The sequence below is a fragment of the Parapedomonas caeni genome (assembly GCF_041060555.1).
Lineage (GTDB): Bacteria > Pseudomonadota > Alphaproteobacteria > Sphingomonadales > Sphingomonadaceae > CAUJIW01.
In genome coordinates, this window is sequence record NZ_JBEUDS010000010.1 from 27,352 (window position 1) to 42,466 (window position 15,115).

Sequence of the window (15,115 nt, forward strand, 5' to 3'; positions counted from 1 at the left end):
TTCGGTGGCCGGTGGCCCGGCGCCCGTCGAGCGATGCGAAGAGGTTGAATGACTCCAGACCTTCACGGCCGGCTGACCCGGATTCGCCCTTTCCAGGAAGGCGATCTCACGCCGGATTATATCGGGTGGCTCAATGATCCCGAAGTGGTCCGCTACAGCAACCAGCGCTTCCGGCGGCATGATGTCGACAGTTGCCGCGCCTACCTGGCCAGCTTCGCCGGCAGCAGCAACCATTTCCTGAGTGTGCGACGGGCCGACGACGATCGCCCGGTCGGTACGATGACCGCCTATCTGCAACCGCATCACGGCACGGCCGATGTCGGAATCATGATCGGCGCCCGTGATGTCTGGGGGCTGGGCTATGGTCAGGATGCCTGGAATCAGGTGCTTGCCTGGCTGCTGGCGCGACCGGACATTCGCAAGGTGACAGCCGGGACCCTGGCCTGCAACACGGGGATGATCCGCCTGGCCGAGCGATCCGGCATGACGCTCGAAGGCCGGCGCGTCGGCCAGGAGATCGTCGAGGGCGTGCCGACCGATATCCTCTACTTCGCGAAGTTCGCGCATGATTGATCTGCCGGCCCCCCTCGCCGTGGTCTGTCATGATGCCGGCGCCGCGAACATCATCCTGAGCTGGCTGAAGGCCTCCCCGGGGCTGGACGTGCGGCCGGCGATGGCCGGTCCGGCGGCCGCATTGTGGCAACGGATCTTTGCCGACCGTCCGCTGCTGCCATCCGTCGAGGACGCGCTCGATGGCGCCGCCGCCCTGCTGAGCGGGACCGGCTGGGCCAGCGACCTGGAGCACGTCGCGCGCCTGCAGGCCCGGCGGCGTGGCCTGCCCTCGGTCGCCGTCATTGATCACTGGGTGAACTACCGGGCGCGTTTCGTCCGCGACGGTCAGGAGGTCTTGCCGGACGCCTTCTGGGTGACTGACGCCCCTGCCGAGGCCGAGGCCCGGCGCTGTTTTCCGGGCGCGCCGGTGGTCGTCCGGCCCAATCTGTATCTTGAGGAGCAGGTCGGCCGGATTCCGGCCAGCCCGCCAGCGGGCGGAAATGATGTGCTCTACATTCTGGAGCCGGCGCGCAGCACCTGGGGGCGCTCCACGCCGGGCGAGTTTCAGGCGCTGGACTATTTCATGGCCCATCGCCAGCGGGCGGGCATTGATCCGGACGCTGCCATCTGGCTCAGGCCGCACCCTTCCGACCCGGCGGGAAAATATGACGACTGGCTGTCCCGGCAGACGGGCGTGCGGGTTGGCCTGGACCGGCATGCCGACCTTGCCGCGGCGGTGGGCAACGCCCGTATCGTCGCGGGTTGCGAGTCCTTCGCGCTGGTAGTAGCGCTGTCGGCGGGTCGGCGGGTCGTCTGCACCCTGCCGCCCTGGGCGCCACCGTGTTCGTTGCCCCATGCCGGGTTGATTCACCTTAAGTCCCTCGCGTCACCGGACGAAATTTGAGTGATCGGATGAAATACTGCCCCCGCTGCCTGCAGCCCGATACGCGGCCGAACACGAAGTTCACCGACGCCGGCATTTGCCCTGCCTGTGACTATTTCGAGCGGTTGCAGTACGTCGACTGGCAGGAGCGCTTCGAGATTCTCGAGGATCTGCTGGCGAACTACCGCCGCAAGCCGGGGCAGGAGTTCGACTGCATCATCGGTGTCAGCGGCGGCAAGGACAGTACGCGTCAGGCGCTGTGGGTGCGCGACAAGCTGGGCCTGAAACCCTTGCTGGCCTGCCTCAGTTACCCGCCGGAGCAGGTGACCGAACGAGGCGTCGACAATATCTCGAACCTGATCGAGCAGGGCTTCGACGTCGTCATTTCGGCGCCGGCACCCGGCACCTGGCGCAAGCTGATGCGCGAGTCCTTCCTGCGCTTCACCAACTGGGCGAAGTCAACCGAACTCGCCCTGTTCAGCTCGGTGCCGCAGTTGGCCATCCGCTATGGCATTCCGCTTATCCTGTGGGGCGAGAACCCCGGCCTGCAGCTGGGCGACCTCAAGACGCTGGGCCGCACCGGCTATGACGGCAACAATCTGCGCTACATGAACACCCTGTCGGGCGGCGCGCTGGACTGGATGGTCGAGGCGGGCGTGCCGGCCGCCGAACTGCTGCCCTATCATTATCCCGCCCCCGAGGCGTTCGAGGCCCATGGCCTGCAGATCGTCTATCTCGGCTGGTTTCTCGGCGACTGGTCGCTGGTGAACAACGGCATGTATTCCGCCGCCAGCGGCCTGCGCATCCGTGAGGACACGGTCGACAATACCGGCGATCTGGCCGGCGTCACCTCGCTCGACGAGGACTGGGTGACGCTCAATCAGATGATCAAATACTACAAGTTCGGGTTCGGCCGCGTCACCGACTACGTGAACGAGGAAATCCGGCTGGGACGACTGACACGCGACGCGGCCATCACGCTGGTCGAGAAGTACGATGACGCCTGCTCGCCGGCCTATATCGCGGATTTCTGCGACTACATCGGCATCGGCGTCGACGCCTTCTGGGATCAGGTGCGCCGGTCGACCAATCCGGATCTGTTCGAGATCAAGCCGTCGGGCGAGATTGTCCGCCGCTTCAAGGTCGGAGTGGGGCTGTGACCCGGCGTACCATCGGCATCATCGACTATGGCGCCGGCAACCTGTCGTCGGTCCAGCGGGCGCTGCACACGCTGGGTTACCGTTGCCGGGTCAGCAATGAAAGCACGGTCCTCGACGAGGTTGATCTGCTGCTGCTGCCCGGCGTGGGGGCATTTCCGGCGGCCATGGCTGGCCTGTCGGGTCTGGGGCTGGATACCTACCTGCGACAGCAGGCGCGGCTGGGGCGGCCCCTCATCGGTATCTGTCTGGGTATGCAGTTGCTCGTCGACGTGTCGACGGAGCATCGGGTTACGGCGGGCCTCGGCCTCATCCCCGGCACCGTCGCGCCGCTGACACCGGCGCGCTGGCACATCGGCTGGAATAACCTGGAGGTCATCGGTCAGGATCCGTTGCTGCGGCCGAGCGACGGCCAGGCCTTCTATTTCAATCACAGCTATGCGCTGCAGGTGCCGCCGGAGTATCAGGTCGGCATCGCCCGCTTGCGGGAGCCCTTCACCGTGGCCATCCGGCGCGGGCCGATTGTCGGCCTGCAGTTTCATCCCGAAAAGAGCCAGGGCGCGGGCCGGCAGTTGCTGCGGAATCTCATCGAGGGGCTGTGCTCGTGATCAGGAAGCGTTTGGCCGCGGTGGTCACCGTGCGTGACGGCCAGGCCGTCCAGTCGTTTGGCTATCGTCGCTATCTGCCGCTCGGCCGGCCCGAGATCCTGGTCGAGAACCTCGATCGCTGGGGCGCCGACGAGATCATCCTCCAGTGCATTGACCGGGGGGGCGCCGGCCCGGACTTCGCGCTGCTGGAGCGGGTCAGCCGTCTTGGCCTGTCGACGCCGCTGATCTACGTTGGCGGAATCCGCTCCGTCGACCAGGCGGTGCGGGCGGTGCAGTCGGGGGCTGATCGTATCGGTGTCGATGCCCTGCTGCGGGACGATCCGGCGACAGTCGCGACCCTGGCCGAACCGCTGGGCGCGCAGGCCGTCATTGCGGCGCTGCCGGTGGCGCGCGCGCCGGAGGGTCTGCACTGGTACGATTATCGCAACGGCACCAGCCGCCCGCTGGCGGGGCCTGTCCTTCAGGTGCTGGACTCCGGCGCGGTGTCGGAGGTCATGCTGATCGACTGGCGCCATGAAGGCTCACCCGCTGGCTTCGACATGGCCCTGCCCGATGCCTTTCCCCTGCCCGGCATGCCGCTCATTCCGTTCGGCGGGCTCAGTGAGCCCGACCAGATGCGGTCGCTGCTCGAACGCCCGGCCGTTGCCGCCATAGCGGTCGGCAACTTCCTCAGTTACCGGGAGCACGCCGTGCAGACGCTGAAGCAGCAACTTGCCGGCGTACCGCTGCGCCCGCCCTTTTACGATCGCCGGATGTGGAGCTGATCGATGCGTATCGATACGTGCCGCCGTTGCCTGTATGCCCGGCCCCATCCGCTGGGCCTTGTCCTGGATGACGAGGGCATCTGTTCGGGTTGCCGCGTTCATGAGGAGAAGGATCGCCTGGACTGGGAGGCGCGCTGGCATCAGCTGGAGCGTGTTGTCGCACCGTATCGCAGCCGGACCGGCGACACCTACGACTGCATCGTGCCCGTCAGCGGCGCCAACGACTCCTACTGGATCGTCCACCTGGTCAAGGAGCGTCTGGGCCTCAACCCGTTGCTGGTGAGCTACAACAAGCAGTTCAACACCGCTGTCGGTGTCAGGAATCTGGCCAATCTGCGCATTCGCTTCAATTGCGACATCCTGATGCAGAATGTGAACGCCCTGTCGGTGAAGAAGATCACCCGGACGACCTTGCGCAAGCTGGGAAGCATCTACTGGCATTGCCTGGCCGGCCAGACGGTGTTCCCGGTGCAGACCGCAGTGCGCTACAAGGTGCCGCTGATCATCTGGGGGGCGCACCAGGGCCTGGAGCAGGTCGGTATGTTCTCCCACGAACATGAAGTCGAGATGAGCCGGCGCTATCGCAAGGATCATGACATCATGGGCTGCGAGGATCGCGAGCTGCTGTCGATCTTCGATACCCTCGGCGAGGACGACGTCCGCCATTACCGCTATCCCGACGACGCGGATCTGGAGGCCGTTGGCGTCCGGGGCATCTATCTTGGCAACTATGTGCGCTGGGACCCCAAGGCCCAGCACGAGGCGATGATCGCGGCGCACGATTACCGCACGACCGCCTTCGGCCGGACCTTCGATTGCTACGACCATGTCGACTGCCACAACTACATGGAGATCCATGACCTGCTGAAGCTGTACAAGCACGGCTACTCCAAGGTCACCGATCATGCGTCGCGGGAAATCCGCCACGGCCGGCTGTCGCGCGAGGCGGCGCTGGCGCTGGTCCGGCGCCACGAGCTGGTGCCCCCGCGCCACGTCGACAAATTCTGCGACTGGCTGGGTATCGATCCGCGCGGGTTGCAGTTCCTCATGGACCAGCACCGCAATCCTGCCTATTGGACGCAGACCGCGCCGGGCCAATGGGCCTTCCATGGCTGGAGCAGTCTGCACGGCGACGTCGATCCATCCCGCGGCGATGACGCCATCGACTTCCAGGTCACGGCGCCCGTCGCCGGCACGTCGCGCGGCGGCTACATCACGGTTGGCAAAGGCTACCCATGACACCCACCATCCTTTGCCTGTCGCGTTCGTATCTCTCTCACCTGTTGCCGACCCTGGGCGCCCGCGACACCCGGGCGCGTTATCTGCACATCGTCCAGACCGACAAGGAAGCGGCACGGGTGGCGGCGGCCGGCGGCGAGGTTGTCCTCAACATTCAGGCCGTGGTGCGCGAGGCCCTGAGCCAGTCGTCGGCGCCGGTCTGGCAGGAGCCGGACGATTTCCGCGCGACAACGGGCTTCCCCTGGTCGCCCATCCATGCCGACCGCTATCTGCCGGCTTTTCCGCCGCCGGTCCGCGCCCGGATCGCCGGTGCCTTGTTCGCCGCGCTGCAGGATCTGTTCGCCCGTTACCGGATCACGGCCTTTCTCAGCGAGCCCGTCGCGCTGTTCGTGACCCATGCCATCTTCTATCTGTGTCGCCGCCACGATGTCCGGCTGCTGATGTGGGCCAACAGCTATTTTCCCGACTATTTCTACTTTGCCGACGCGATCGAGATTTCGCGGCCGGTGCGCCGCGAGGCCATGCCCGAGGCCGAAATCGCCTCCCTGCGCGACCGCGTGGCGGCGTTTGTCCACGGCGTGGTCGCCGATCGCGCCGGTCCGGCCTATCATCATTCTTTCCTGGCCCGCCAGCTGTCCCGCTTCAGCTATTTCAAGCAGCGCCGGGGCGAGGAGCCACTGGTGCTGCGGCCGGGCATCGGCAGCCGGCTGATGCAGTGCGGCCGCCTGGGGCGGGCCGTCGCGGCGCGGATGCTGTTCCCGCGGTGGTCGGACTTCATGACCGCGGGCGCGGTGGGCGAGCACCGTGCCTTCCTGCGGGCATTGTTCACGCCCCGGTCCATCTATGATCCCCTGCCGGCAGACTATGCGCCCGGCAACGTGATGTACCCGTTGCAATATGAGCCGGAAGCCTCGTTGCTCTATTTCGCGCCGGATTTCTGCAACCAGCTCGCCTTCGTCGAGACGTTGCTGCGCGCGCTGCCGGACGGGCATCTGCTGTGGGTCAAGGAACACCCCAACCAGTTCGGCGCCCTGGGCGCCCGCCCGTGGCAGGCCCTGCGCAAGCGATACAGCGCGCTGCGTTTCGTGCACGGGCGCGAAAGCGGCCGCCAGCTGATCCGCAAGGCCGGACTGGTGGCGGCGATCTCCAGCAGCGCCGGCATGGATGCGTTGCTGCTGGGCCGCCGGGTCCTGGTGGCGGGGCAGGTCTATTACCGTCATTTCACGGGCGCGATCCCGGTGTCATCGCCGGGCGACATCGCGCGCCAGCTCAATGACGCTTCCAATTACGGTCCGGTGGACAATCTGGAGGCCAATATCGAGGAGCTGGTCCGGTTTGGTTCGGCCTGTCATCCGGGCGACCCGCAACCGGCCCATGACCTGTTCACCGAGGCCAATCTGGATCGGCTTGTCGCGGCCATCCACGCCGAGACCGGATGGGCTGAACCAGGCCCAGTGGGAGACCGCGATTGAAACGCTGGCTGTTGGCCCTCTGGTCGATCGAGGTGCATATCCGCGCGATCATCGGGCTTGCGCGTTATCTTGATCGGCGACTGCCGTGGGCGGGACACTATGTCGCCCTCGTCATCGATCGACTCCTGCTGATACTCTATGGTGTCGATGTGACGTCGGCGCGCGTGAATGTGCGCAAGTTGTCTGTTTCACATCCAGTCGGGGTGTTGCTGGGCGGTAATGGTATCGTATCGCCGGGTCGCGTTGTTGTAATGGCGGGGGTGAAGTTTGTTGGTCGCAGCCCGACGAACCCAGAATACTTGGCCCGCCACAAAGAAGGCAGGGTATTTGTCCTGGGAGATAACGTCGTTATAGGGGCCGGTAGCATTCTCGTCGGTCCGCTTGACGTTTGTGATAACGTTGTTATCGGTGCGATGTCGCTGGTAAATCGTTCCATTACTGAGCCCGGCGTCTATGTGGGCATACCTGCTGTCAAAATTAGCGATGATGTAACCGAGGAATGGGTTGCACATCTTTGATTTATCGGAGGTGGACATGTCGTTAGGCCGGACTGCCGCGAGTTTTCTCCGCTGGCGCCTGGTGCCGGTGCGTTATGCCGGCCGCGTCGCGCGGCTGCGTCCGCGCCATTTCCGGCGGCTGCCGCCGGTCCGGACGGCTTTGGCGGCGGAGATCGCTCGGGAAGGTTACGCCATCGGCCCTGTGCTGGGCGCGTCGGAAACCGCCGCCATCAATGAGCGCTATCGCCCGCGGATCGCCGGTGTGGCGCGCAAGGATGACGGCCATCCGTTCGTCAACCTGCTGACGGCGGCCGACCTCTCGGCCGATGACCCGGTTGTGCGCCTGGCCTTTTCGCCGCAGATTCTGGATGTCGCGGCTGACTATTTCGGCGGGGCGTGCATTCTCGACAGCATCCAGGTGCTGTATTCCTATCCGACCGAAATGCCGCTGCGCGAGAGCCAGAAGTGGCACAAGGACTATGGCGATTCGCGCTCATTCCACTGCATCATCTACCTCAATGACGTGCTGACCGAGGCTGACGGTCCCTTTGTCTTCGTCAACAGGAGCGACACCGGGAAGATTGGCGCGGCCCCGATCATCCGCCGCATTCCCGATGACAGGTTCCTCCAGGAACTGGGGCCCGGCAAGGTTCGCAGTTTCCTGGCGCCTGCCGGCTCGTCGGTCTATGTCGACCCGGCGGCCTGCTATCATTACGGCAGCCGATGCCGCAACGACGGGGGGCGGCTGGCGTTGTTCGTGACATTCAATTCCACCACGCCGTTCGTGGCGCCGATGCCGATTGTAAGCCAGAACCGGCGGGCGCTGTTCGAGATTGCGCGGTCGCTGCGTGGCGATTTGAGTGTGTCGTTTCTTGAAGATTTGCTGGAACTGTCATGATGGCGTTTGATCGCTGCCTGCCGATGGCCGTCGAGTCCTGACGTAGGAGTCCCGGCACCACCATGACATCGTTTCTCTTCTGGATGCTCGTGGCGGCCGGACTGGGCTTCCTGAAAGCCATCGTGCTCGCACAGACAATGGTGCCGCTGGAATACGGGCATTACGTCACGATCCTGGGCGGTGCCCTGCTGGCCGGCACGATCCTGAGTTTCGGCGCGGTGGAGGTGACGGCGAAGCTCTACCCCCGCCTCTGGGTGGACGAGCGCCGGCCTGAGATCCGCGACCACGCGGCGCGGCTGATGCGGCGTCTGGGCGCCCGGTTTCTGCTGGCGACCGGCGTGGTGGCGCTGGCGGCCCACGTCGTTGACATCGGCTATTCGCCATTCATCTACATGTGCGCCGGCCTGCTGGGCCTGCTGAGCCTTTTCCTGAACGTGGTCGCGGCCCTGGTCCGGGCTGTCGGGCAGGATTCGCTGCTGCAGCGGTTTACGCTGACACGCGCCGGCATTTCGTTCGTGCTGACGTGCGTGGCGGGCTGGAAATGGGGCGGCGTCGGCGCCATTCTCGGCGAGGCCGTCGCCGCCGGGCTGAGCCTGCTGCTGGCGCGCTGGTCGGTATTCGCGCGGTTCTCGGGCGAGGCGGTACCCGACGCGCCGAAGATCGAGGAGACCGGGGGCGGCAATCTTTATCTGTCCCGACTGCTGACCTCATCAACCGAGTTATCCGACCGCGGGTTCGTCAACGCGGCGCTCGGCGCGGCGACCGCCGGCACTTACGGTGTTCTGGCGCTTGTCTTCCAGGCGGGCCAGTTGCTTGCCAATACCATGGCGCAGCGCATTGGCCCGTCGGTCGTCAAGATGGCGCACAGTGGCTACGGCGCCAAAGCCGGCCTCGTTGCCATGAAAGAGGCCGCCCTGCTGATGTTCATGGCGTCGGCGGGGATACTGGTGATGATCGGCGGTCTCAAATACAGCGGCATGTTCGACAGCATTTTCGGGAAATATGATATCGGATACGGCCATATCCTGCTGGCAAGCGGCATATCATTCTTCCAGATCTACAATATATTGATATTTGTCCTCATTGCGGAAGACCGGGAGCGTCAGGTTCTGTGGGCCAGTGTGGCCTCGGCGATCTTTTTCTACGGCGCCTATGCATGGGGCGCTATGCAGCGACTGGATCTGTACTGGTTTCTGGCCTCGATATTAATGTCGAAGGTCGTGCTGTCGCTGGCGCTGCTGTTCTTTATGCGAACGGGCGCTTCCGCCCCGCGCTCCGGGTCGGGCGGCGGTTCCGCCCCCTGATCGGGCATGCCATGCGGCCACCCTTCAGCCTGATGTTGTCGCCGCGAATGTCTCGCGCCAGCCGGTGAAGGGTTGATCCGGGGCCGCCGTCGGGGCATCTCTCCTGCGTCCTCACATCCAGGTGGAATTGGCGAGCATGAAAATTCTGATCACGGGTGGCGCTGGCTTCATCGGCCAGGCGCTGAGCCTCAAGTTGCGCGGCCTGGGCCATGACGTGCTGGTGATCGACAACCTGTCACCACAGATCCACGGCGAGCTGCCGCAACTCACGCTGCCCGAGGGCGTCACCTTTGTGCGTCTGGATGCGGGCCAGCTGGGCGATCGGCTCGATCTCGTCGACGGCTGCGATGCCGTCTATCATCTGGCGGCGGAAACCGGCACCGCACAGTCGATGTATGAGGTCCGCAAATATGTTGGCGTGAATGACGGCGGCACGGCGGCGCTGCTGGAAGCCATCGGCAAGTGCAGTCACCGTCCCCGGCGGCTGATCCTGGCATCAAGCCGCAGTGTCTATGGCGAGGGCGCGTACGTCTCGGCGGCGGCGCCAACGGCGGTCATCCAGCCCGCGCCGCGGACCAGGGAGCAGCTGCTGGCCGGCCAGTGGGAGATCATCGCCGACGACGGCGAGCCGCTGAAGCCCGTGCCAACACCGGAAACGCTGCCGTTTGCGCCGGGCTCGGTCTATGCGGCGACCAAAGCCGCGCAGGAGCTGCTGGTGTCTTCCGCCGCCGCGGCGCTGGGCTACACGCCAGTCATCTTCCGCTTCCAGAATGTGTTTGGCGCCGGGCAGTCGCTGCGCAATCCCTACACCGGGATCATCTCGATCTTCTTCAACCGCGCCCGACAGGGCCTGGAAATCCCCATCTACGAGGACGGCCTGGAGTCGCGCGATTTCGTGTACATCGACGACATCGTCGAGGGCCTGGTCCGTGGCCTGGACGCCGATGTGCCGCCGGGTGCCGTGATGAATCTGGGGGCCGGGGTTCCGACCTCGGTTTCCCGGCTGGCGCGGGTGCTGCTGTCGGCGGCCGGTCTCGATGTACCGGTGCGGGTCACCGGGCAGTTTCGCGTTGGCGACATCCGCCATTGCTATGCCGACCTCGCCCGGGCGCGCGCCATTCTGGGTTTCGAACCGCGGGTGTCGCTGGAGGAGGGCCTGCGGCGATTCTGTGCCTGGGCGGCGACCCAGCCGGTTCATGTCGATCAGCTCGACAAGGCCACCGAGGAGCTGCGCCGCAAGGGGCTCGCGAAATGATCACCCGTTGACGGCGGTGTCGCTGCGGTGATCGGGGCATCCCGGCGACGGCAGCCCCATCATTTCCTGCAGATCGTCGACAAAGCGGTCGATGGACAGAAAATAGTCCTCCGCATCGCTCAGTGGCGGCAGCGGTGCCGGTCGGGGGTCCAGCCCGCCGGCCTGCGGCGCCTCGTCCAGCAAGACGACGCGGGACTGCAGGCTCGCCGGCAACCGCCGGACATGACGGTTGAAGGTTACCAGCCGGGCGCCGGCGCGTAACGCTTCAAAGGTGCGGGCGGTGAGGCCGTTCTGGGCGGGGTGGGGAATGTCGAGCACATAACACGAGCGGAACAGGGTGTCGGCGATCTCCTGGCGGGAGAACGCCGTCGTCGACACGATGCGGCGAAAGGCGAAGTCGTCGATGCGGCGCAACGCCTTCAGCAGGAAGACCAGCCTTGAGTGGCTGAAGATCTTGAGATCGACCTGATCGGCCACCGCAGGGAAATGACGCAGCACCCGGCGCAGCAGGGTCGAGCGGTTGGAGTGCAGCGTACCGCAGAAGGACAGCGCGATGTCACGGGGCGCACCGCTGCCATGCAGTCGGGCGCTGAAAACGTCATCGGCGAACAGCGGAATATAGCGCAGATTGAGCCGCTGGGCGTCGACGGGGTCGAAGGTGGCGAGCGCCGTCAGCTCGCTGCGCAGGTGAATGAAGTCCGGTTTGTTGCGAAGGCTGTCCCAGCTGTAGAAGAACAGCTTGAGCCCCCGCGCCCGCAGCCGCGCCGCATGCGCAGGCCCGACGGCTTCCGCGTTGATCATCAGCACGTGGGTGAAGCCCTCGTCGATGATCGTCTCGATGATGCCCGCCAGATGCCGTTCGCGTGCCCCGGGCAGGGCTTTGTGCAAGCCGGCCCGATAATAGATCTTGGCGGCAACACTGTTGGCGTGACGCTCGTCGAAGAACCGGGCCTCGATGCCGCGCTGCTGCAGCCGGGCCACAACCGCCTGGACATAGGAAAAGAAATTCGGTCCGATGACTGCCAGTTTCATGTTTCTTTGATCCAGACTAGGCGGAAGCGACATCCGGGCCGGATCGTGGCCGCACGACCGCCGGGACGCCGGCGGCAAGGCTGCCGGCCGGAACATCGCTCAACACGACGGCATTGGCGGCGACAACCACATTGCTGGCGATGTGCACCGGCCCCAGCACCTTGGCGCCAACCGAGAGGGTGACATGGTCGCTGATTGTGGGTCTGGTGGCGGGGTCATAGCCGAAATCAGCTTCGCGGGCGCCCAATGTCACCTGGTGGAAGATGGTGACATTGCTGCCGATGGCGGCGGCACCCAGCACCGTCCCCTGGGTGTGGGGCAGCACCAGGCCCGGCCCGATTTCCAGTCTCGCCGGCACCTCGATGCCGAACAGGACAAAATTGACGAAGCTCCAGAATTTGGCGGTGCGCCGCCAGCCCGCGCCGTGACAGGCCCCGGCAAGCCGAATCAGGACAACCGGCAGAAAGCGGGGACTGAAGTGGGCGCTCCAGCGGCGCTTGCGCGCCGGCATCGCCGAAAGTTGATTGAGCCTGTTCCAGTCCGCATCAAGCAGGAAGGAGAGAGGCAATGCCATGGTCGGAAAGCTCGCAGAGAAGGGTGGCGGGACGCGCTGTCCTGCCTGCGCATACAGGCGACGGCGCTGTCTGACCAGTCCCGCAGTCGGTGGCGCGCGTCCGCCGGCGAGGGCGTCAGGCATATCACTGCAGGGGAGCTGCTTCACAGCAACTGGTGGAGCCGAGGGGAATCGAACCCCTGACCTCTACAATGCCATTGTAGCGCTCTCCCAACTGAGCTACGGCCCCGAAAACCAGACGCGGCGCTTGGGTTCGCCGCTATGTCGAGGCGGGGCTATTACTAGATGGCCGCCGCCGGTGCAAGCACCTAATCGGTGCTCGCCGAACAATCTTTATTCTTCTTCCATGCCCGGGTCGACGACCTCCGACAGGTCGGCGTCGTCGTCGTCCAGGCTGACGTCGCCGGTGCTGTCGTCGGCGTCTTCCAGATCCGCGTCCAGCAGGTCGTCGGCCTCGATCAGCTCCGCTTCCTCGCCATCCACCCGGGCCTTGGCCTTGGCGGCGTCCTCGAACGGCAGCGGCTGCTTCGACTTCAGGATCGGCTCCGGCACCCAGGCATTCCCGCAGTTGATGCAGGTTACCGGGTCAGCCTTGCCCAGATCATAAAAGCGCGTGTTGCACCGCGGGCAGGTCTGCTTGGAACCCCATTCCGGTTTGACCACGCTTGGCCTCCTCAGAGCGGCTCCGCCGATGAGCGCGGAGCAGGCAAAAGGTTGAACAGCGGCGCAAGACTGGCTTCGCCGCGAAGTGGCGGCGTCCTTGCCACAGCGCCCCACCGCTGTCAAAAGGATTCGCGTTTGGCGACCCCCCGGTCGCCCCTGCTTCCAGGTTCCACAGAAAGTTCGTTCGTGCCGCAGCTGATTGCCTGTTCCGCGTCGTCGCTTTCGGGCCGTGTCCGTGTGCCCGGTGACAAGTCCATCTCGCATCGGGCGCTGATGCTGGGCTGTCTGGCCGTCGGCGAAACCCGGATCGAGGGTCTGCTGGAGGGCGAGGACGTGCTGGCCACCGCGGCCGCCATGCGTGCCTTCGGCGCCCATGTCGAGAAGCTGCCCGACCTTGATGGCGTCACCGGCCGCTGGCGGGTTCAGGGCGTTGGCGTCGGCAGCCTGCTGGAGCCGGTGACGGCGCTGGAGATGGGCAATTCGGGCACCTCGACGCGGCTGATCATGGGGCTGGTCGCCAGCCACCCGATCACCGCCACCTTCACCGGCGACGCCTCGCTCAGCCGGCGGCCGATGCAGCGGGTGATGACGCCGCTGGCCGAGATGGGCGCCCGCTTCACCGCCCGCGACGGCGACAAGCTGCCGATGACCGTTACCGGCCGCTATCCCTGCGTGCCCATCCGCTACACCCTGCCGGTGGCCTCGGCCCAGGTGAAGTCGGCGATCCTGCTGGCGGGCCTCAACACGCCGGGCATCACCACCGTCATCGAGCGGGAACCCACCCGCGACCACAGTGAACGGATGCTGCGCGGCTTCGGCGCCGACATCCGTATCGAGGAGACGCCACAGGGACGCGCCATCTCGGTGGTCGGCGAGGCGACCTTGCGGCCGGCCGACATCGTGGTCCCCGGCGACCCGTCGTCGGCCGCCTTCCCGGTGGTGGCGGCGGCCATCGTCCCGGGGTCAGACGTGGTGGTGGAGAATGTCGGCATCAACCCCACCCGCGCCGGCCTGTTCGCGGTGCTGCGCGAAATGGGCGCCGACCTCGGCTTCGAGAATGAACGCGAGGTGGGGGGCGAGCCGGTGGCCGACATCCGGGTGCGCGGACGCGCGCTGCGCGGCGTCGAGGTGCCGCCGGAGATCGCGCCGACCATGATCGACGAATACCCCATCCTGGCGGTCGCCGCCGCCTTCGCCGCCGGCCGCACCATCATGCGCGGCATCGGCGAGCTGCGGGTGAAGGAGTCCGACCGCATCGCCATGATGGCGGCGGGCCTGGCGGCTTGCGGTGTCGGGGTCATCGAGGAGCCGGAGGGACTGATCGTCGAGGGCACGGGCGGCGAGCCGGTGGCCGGTGGCGCCACCATCGAGACCCGGCTCGACCACCGCATCGCCATGAGCTTCGCCGTGCTCGGGTTGCGGGCACGCGCCGCCGTCACCATTGACGACGCCGCGCCCATCGCCACCAGCTTTCCCGCCTTCCTCAATCTGATGACCGGACTTGGCGCGCCGCTGGCGCTGGCGGAGGTGGCGGCGTGATCATCGCGGTTGACGGCCCGTCGGCCTCCGGCAAGGGCACGCTCGCCAGGCGACTGGCACGCCACTACGGCCTGAAGCATCTCGACACCGGCGCGCTCTACCGCGTCACCGGGCTTGCCGTGCGGCTGGCCGGCGGTGATCCGGCGGACCCGGTGGCGGCGGAAGCGGCCGCCCGCGCGCTCGATCTGTCGCTGCTGGAACACCCCGACCTGCGCACCGAGGACGCCGGCGCCGCGGCCTCGAAGGTCGCCGCCATTCCGGCGGTGCGCGCGGCGCTGCTGCAGTTCCAGCGTGATTTCGCCCACGAGGCGCCCGGCGCGGTGCTGGACGGGCGGGACATCGGCACTGTCGTCTGCCCCGAGGCGGACGCCAAGCTGTTCGTGGTGGCGCGCGCCGACATCCGGGCCCGGCGCCGGTTCGACGAGCTGTCGGCGCGTGGCGACTCGGTGGACTATGCCGCCGTGCTGGCCGACATCGAGGCGCGCGACGCGCGGGATTCGTCGCGCGCGGTGGCGCCGCTGGCGCCGGCTGACGACGCACTCTTGCTCGATACCAGCGAATTGGCTATAGACGCCGCGTTTTCCGAGGCTGTGCGCCTCATCGAAAGCAGGATCGGCTCACGCCACGCGCGGCCCTGACGGCCCGGACGACCCCGTCGCCCGCCGGCCATGTATCGGG

General features: G+C 66.1%; 16 protein-coding genes and 1 tRNA gene. 13 read left to right on the forward strand and 4 right to left on the reverse strand.

The genetic code is table 11. The annotated features are described in order from the left end of the window. The first annotated feature begins 48 nt into the window (after positions 1-48). From ABU113_RS08675 to ABU113_RS08725, 11 genes are all read left to right on the forward strand, one after another. A complete protein-coding gene (locus ABU113_RS08675) occupies positions 49-573 on the forward strand; it encodes a GNAT family N-acetyltransferase (RefSeq protein WP_454559115.1) in 525 nt (174 codons plus the stop codon). Next, on the forward strand, positions 566-1,456 hold the full coding sequence (locus tag ABU113_RS08680; protein WP_454559116.1) for a hypothetical protein: 891 nt from the start codon (positions 566-568) through the stop codon (positions 1,454-1,456). Before ABU113_RS08675 ends, ABU113_RS08680 begins: the two co-directional genes overlap by 8 nt. An 8-nt stretch (positions 1,457-1,464) precedes the next feature. Beyond that, entirely contained in the window at positions 1,465-2,595 is a 1,131-nt protein-coding gene (locus ABU113_RS08685) for an N-acetyl sugar amidotransferase (RefSeq protein ID WP_454559117.1), read from the forward strand. Next, positions 2,592-3,200 carry an imidazole glycerol phosphate synthase subunit HisH gene (hisH, locus tag ABU113_RS08690; protein ID WP_454559118.1) on the forward strand — a complete coding sequence of 203 codons (609 nt, stop codon included), beginning with the start codon at positions 2,592-2,594 and terminating at the stop codon, positions 3,198-3,200. Before ABU113_RS08685 ends, hisH begins: the two co-directional genes overlap by 4 nt. Beyond that, the gene (locus ABU113_RS08695; RefSeq protein WP_454559119.1) at positions 3,197-3,964 is read left to right on the forward strand and encodes a HisA/HisF-related TIM barrel protein; all 768 of its coding nucleotides are present in this window, start codon (positions 3,197-3,199) and stop codon (positions 3,962-3,964) included. The genes hisH and ABU113_RS08695 overlap by 4 nt, the downstream gene beginning before the upstream one ends. Positions 3,965-3,967: 3 nt before the next feature. Next, positions 3,968-5,203, forward strand: coding sequence for an N-acetyl sugar amidotransferase (locus ABU113_RS08700; RefSeq protein ID WP_454559120.1), 1,236 nt, complete (start codon positions 3,968-3,970; stop codon positions 5,201-5,203). Continuing rightward, on the forward strand, positions 5,200-6,675 hold the full coding sequence (locus ABU113_RS08705; protein ID WP_454559121.1) for a capsular polysaccharide export protein, LipB/KpsS family: 1,476 nt from the start codon (positions 5,200-5,202) through the stop codon (positions 6,673-6,675). The genes ABU113_RS08700 and ABU113_RS08705 overlap by 4 nt, the downstream gene beginning before the upstream one ends. Beyond that, entirely contained in the window at positions 6,672-7,193 is a 522-nt protein-coding gene (locus ABU113_RS08710; RefSeq protein ID WP_454559122.1) for a hypothetical protein, read from the forward strand. Before ABU113_RS08705 ends, ABU113_RS08710 begins: the two co-directional genes overlap by 4 nt. Before the next feature lie 16 nt (positions 7,194-7,209). Further along, positions 7,210-8,070 (forward strand): hypothetical protein, encoded by an 861-nt coding sequence (locus ABU113_RS08715; protein ID WP_454559123.1) that lies wholly within the window; start codon positions 7,210-7,212, stop codon positions 8,068-8,070. Between the two features lie 62 nt (positions 8,071-8,132). Next, positions 8,133-9,374, forward strand: coding sequence for a hypothetical protein (locus ABU113_RS08720; RefSeq protein ID WP_454559124.1), 1,242 nt, complete (start codon positions 8,133-8,135; stop codon positions 9,372-9,374). 136 nt (positions 9,375-9,510) lie between these two features. After that, positions 9,511-10,629 (forward strand): NAD-dependent epimerase/dehydratase family protein, encoded by a 1,119-nt coding sequence (locus ABU113_RS08725; RefSeq protein ID WP_454559125.1) that lies wholly within the window; start codon positions 9,511-9,513, stop codon positions 10,627-10,629. On the opposite strand, the gene ABU113_RS08730 is transcribed toward ABU113_RS08725, so the two are convergent. From ABU113_RS08730 to ABU113_RS08745, 4 genes are all read right to left on the reverse strand, one after another. Next, positions 10,630-11,661: a hypothetical protein gene (locus tag ABU113_RS08730; protein ID WP_454559126.1), complete on the reverse strand. Its 1,032-nt coding sequence runs from the start codon at positions 11,659-11,661 to the stop codon at positions 10,630-10,632. A 16-nt stretch (positions 11,662-11,677) separates the two neighbouring features. Further along, positions 11,678-12,235 carry a serine O-acetyltransferase gene (locus ABU113_RS08735; protein WP_454559127.1) on the reverse strand — a complete coding sequence of 186 codons (558 nt, stop codon included), beginning with the start codon at positions 12,233-12,235 and terminating at the stop codon, positions 11,678-11,680. A 153-nt stretch (positions 12,236-12,388) separates the two neighbouring features. Next, positions 12,389-12,464: transfer RNA gene (locus ABU113_RS08740), tRNA-Ala, on the reverse strand. Between the two features lie 104 nt (positions 12,465-12,568). Further along, entirely contained in the window at positions 12,569-12,898 is a 330-nt protein-coding gene (locus ABU113_RS08745) for a TIGR02300 family protein (RefSeq protein ID WP_454559128.1), read from the reverse strand. A 186-nt stretch (positions 12,899-13,084) separates the two neighbouring features. Here ABU113_RS08745 and aroA point away from each other — a divergent pair, with 186 nt between their 5' ends. Continuing rightward, a complete protein-coding gene (aroA, locus tag ABU113_RS08750) occupies positions 13,085-14,437 on the forward strand; it encodes a 3-phosphoshikimate 1-carboxyvinyltransferase (protein WP_454559129.1) in 1,353 nt (450 codons plus the stop codon). Next, positions 14,434-15,075: a (d)CMP kinase gene (gene cmk / locus ABU113_RS08755; RefSeq protein WP_454559130.1), complete on the forward strand. Its 642-nt coding sequence runs from the start codon at positions 14,434-14,436 to the stop codon at positions 15,073-15,075. The genes aroA and cmk overlap by 4 nt, the downstream gene beginning before the upstream one ends. Positions 15,076-15,115 lie beyond the last annotated feature (40 nt).

Excerpts from the sequence above, each read along its gene's own strand:
- ABU113_RS08675 (WP_454559115.1), top strand. The coding sequence starts at position 49 with ATGACTCCAGACCTTCACGGCCGGCTGACCCGGATTCGCCCTTTCCAG.
- ABU113_RS08680 (WP_454559116.1), top strand. The coding sequence starts at position 566 with ATGATTGATCTGCCGGCCCCCCTCGCCGTGGTCTGTCATGATGCCGGC.
- ABU113_RS08685 (WP_454559117.1), top strand. The coding sequence starts at position 1,465 with ATGAAATACTGCCCCCGCTGCCTGCAGCCCGATACGCGGCCGAACACG.
- ABU113_RS08700 (WP_454559120.1), top strand. The coding sequence starts at position 3,968 with ATGCGTATCGATACGTGCCGCCGTTGCCTGTATGCCCGGCCCCATCCG.
- ABU113_RS08705 (WP_454559121.1), top strand. The coding sequence starts at position 5,200 with ATGACACCCACCATCCTTTGCCTGTCGCGTTCGTATCTCTCTCACCTG.
- ABU113_RS08715 (WP_454559123.1), top strand. The coding sequence starts at position 7,210 with ATGTCGTTAGGCCGGACTGCCGCGAGTTTTCTCCGCTGGCGCCTGGTG.
- ABU113_RS08720 (WP_454559124.1), top strand. The coding sequence starts at position 8,133 with ATGACATCGTTTCTCTTCTGGATGCTCGTGGCGGCCGGACTGGGCTTC.
- ABU113_RS08725 (WP_454559125.1), top strand. The coding sequence starts at position 9,511 with ATGAAAATTCTGATCACGGGTGGCGCTGGCTTCATCGGCCAGGCGCTG.
- ABU113_RS08730 (WP_454559126.1), bottom strand. The coding sequence starts at position 11,661 with ATGAAACTGGCAGTCATCGGACCGAATTTCTTTTCCTATGTCCAGGCG.
- ABU113_RS08735 (WP_454559127.1), bottom strand. The coding sequence starts at position 12,235 with ATGGCATTGCCTCTCTCCTTCCTGCTTGATGCGGACTGGAACAGGCTC.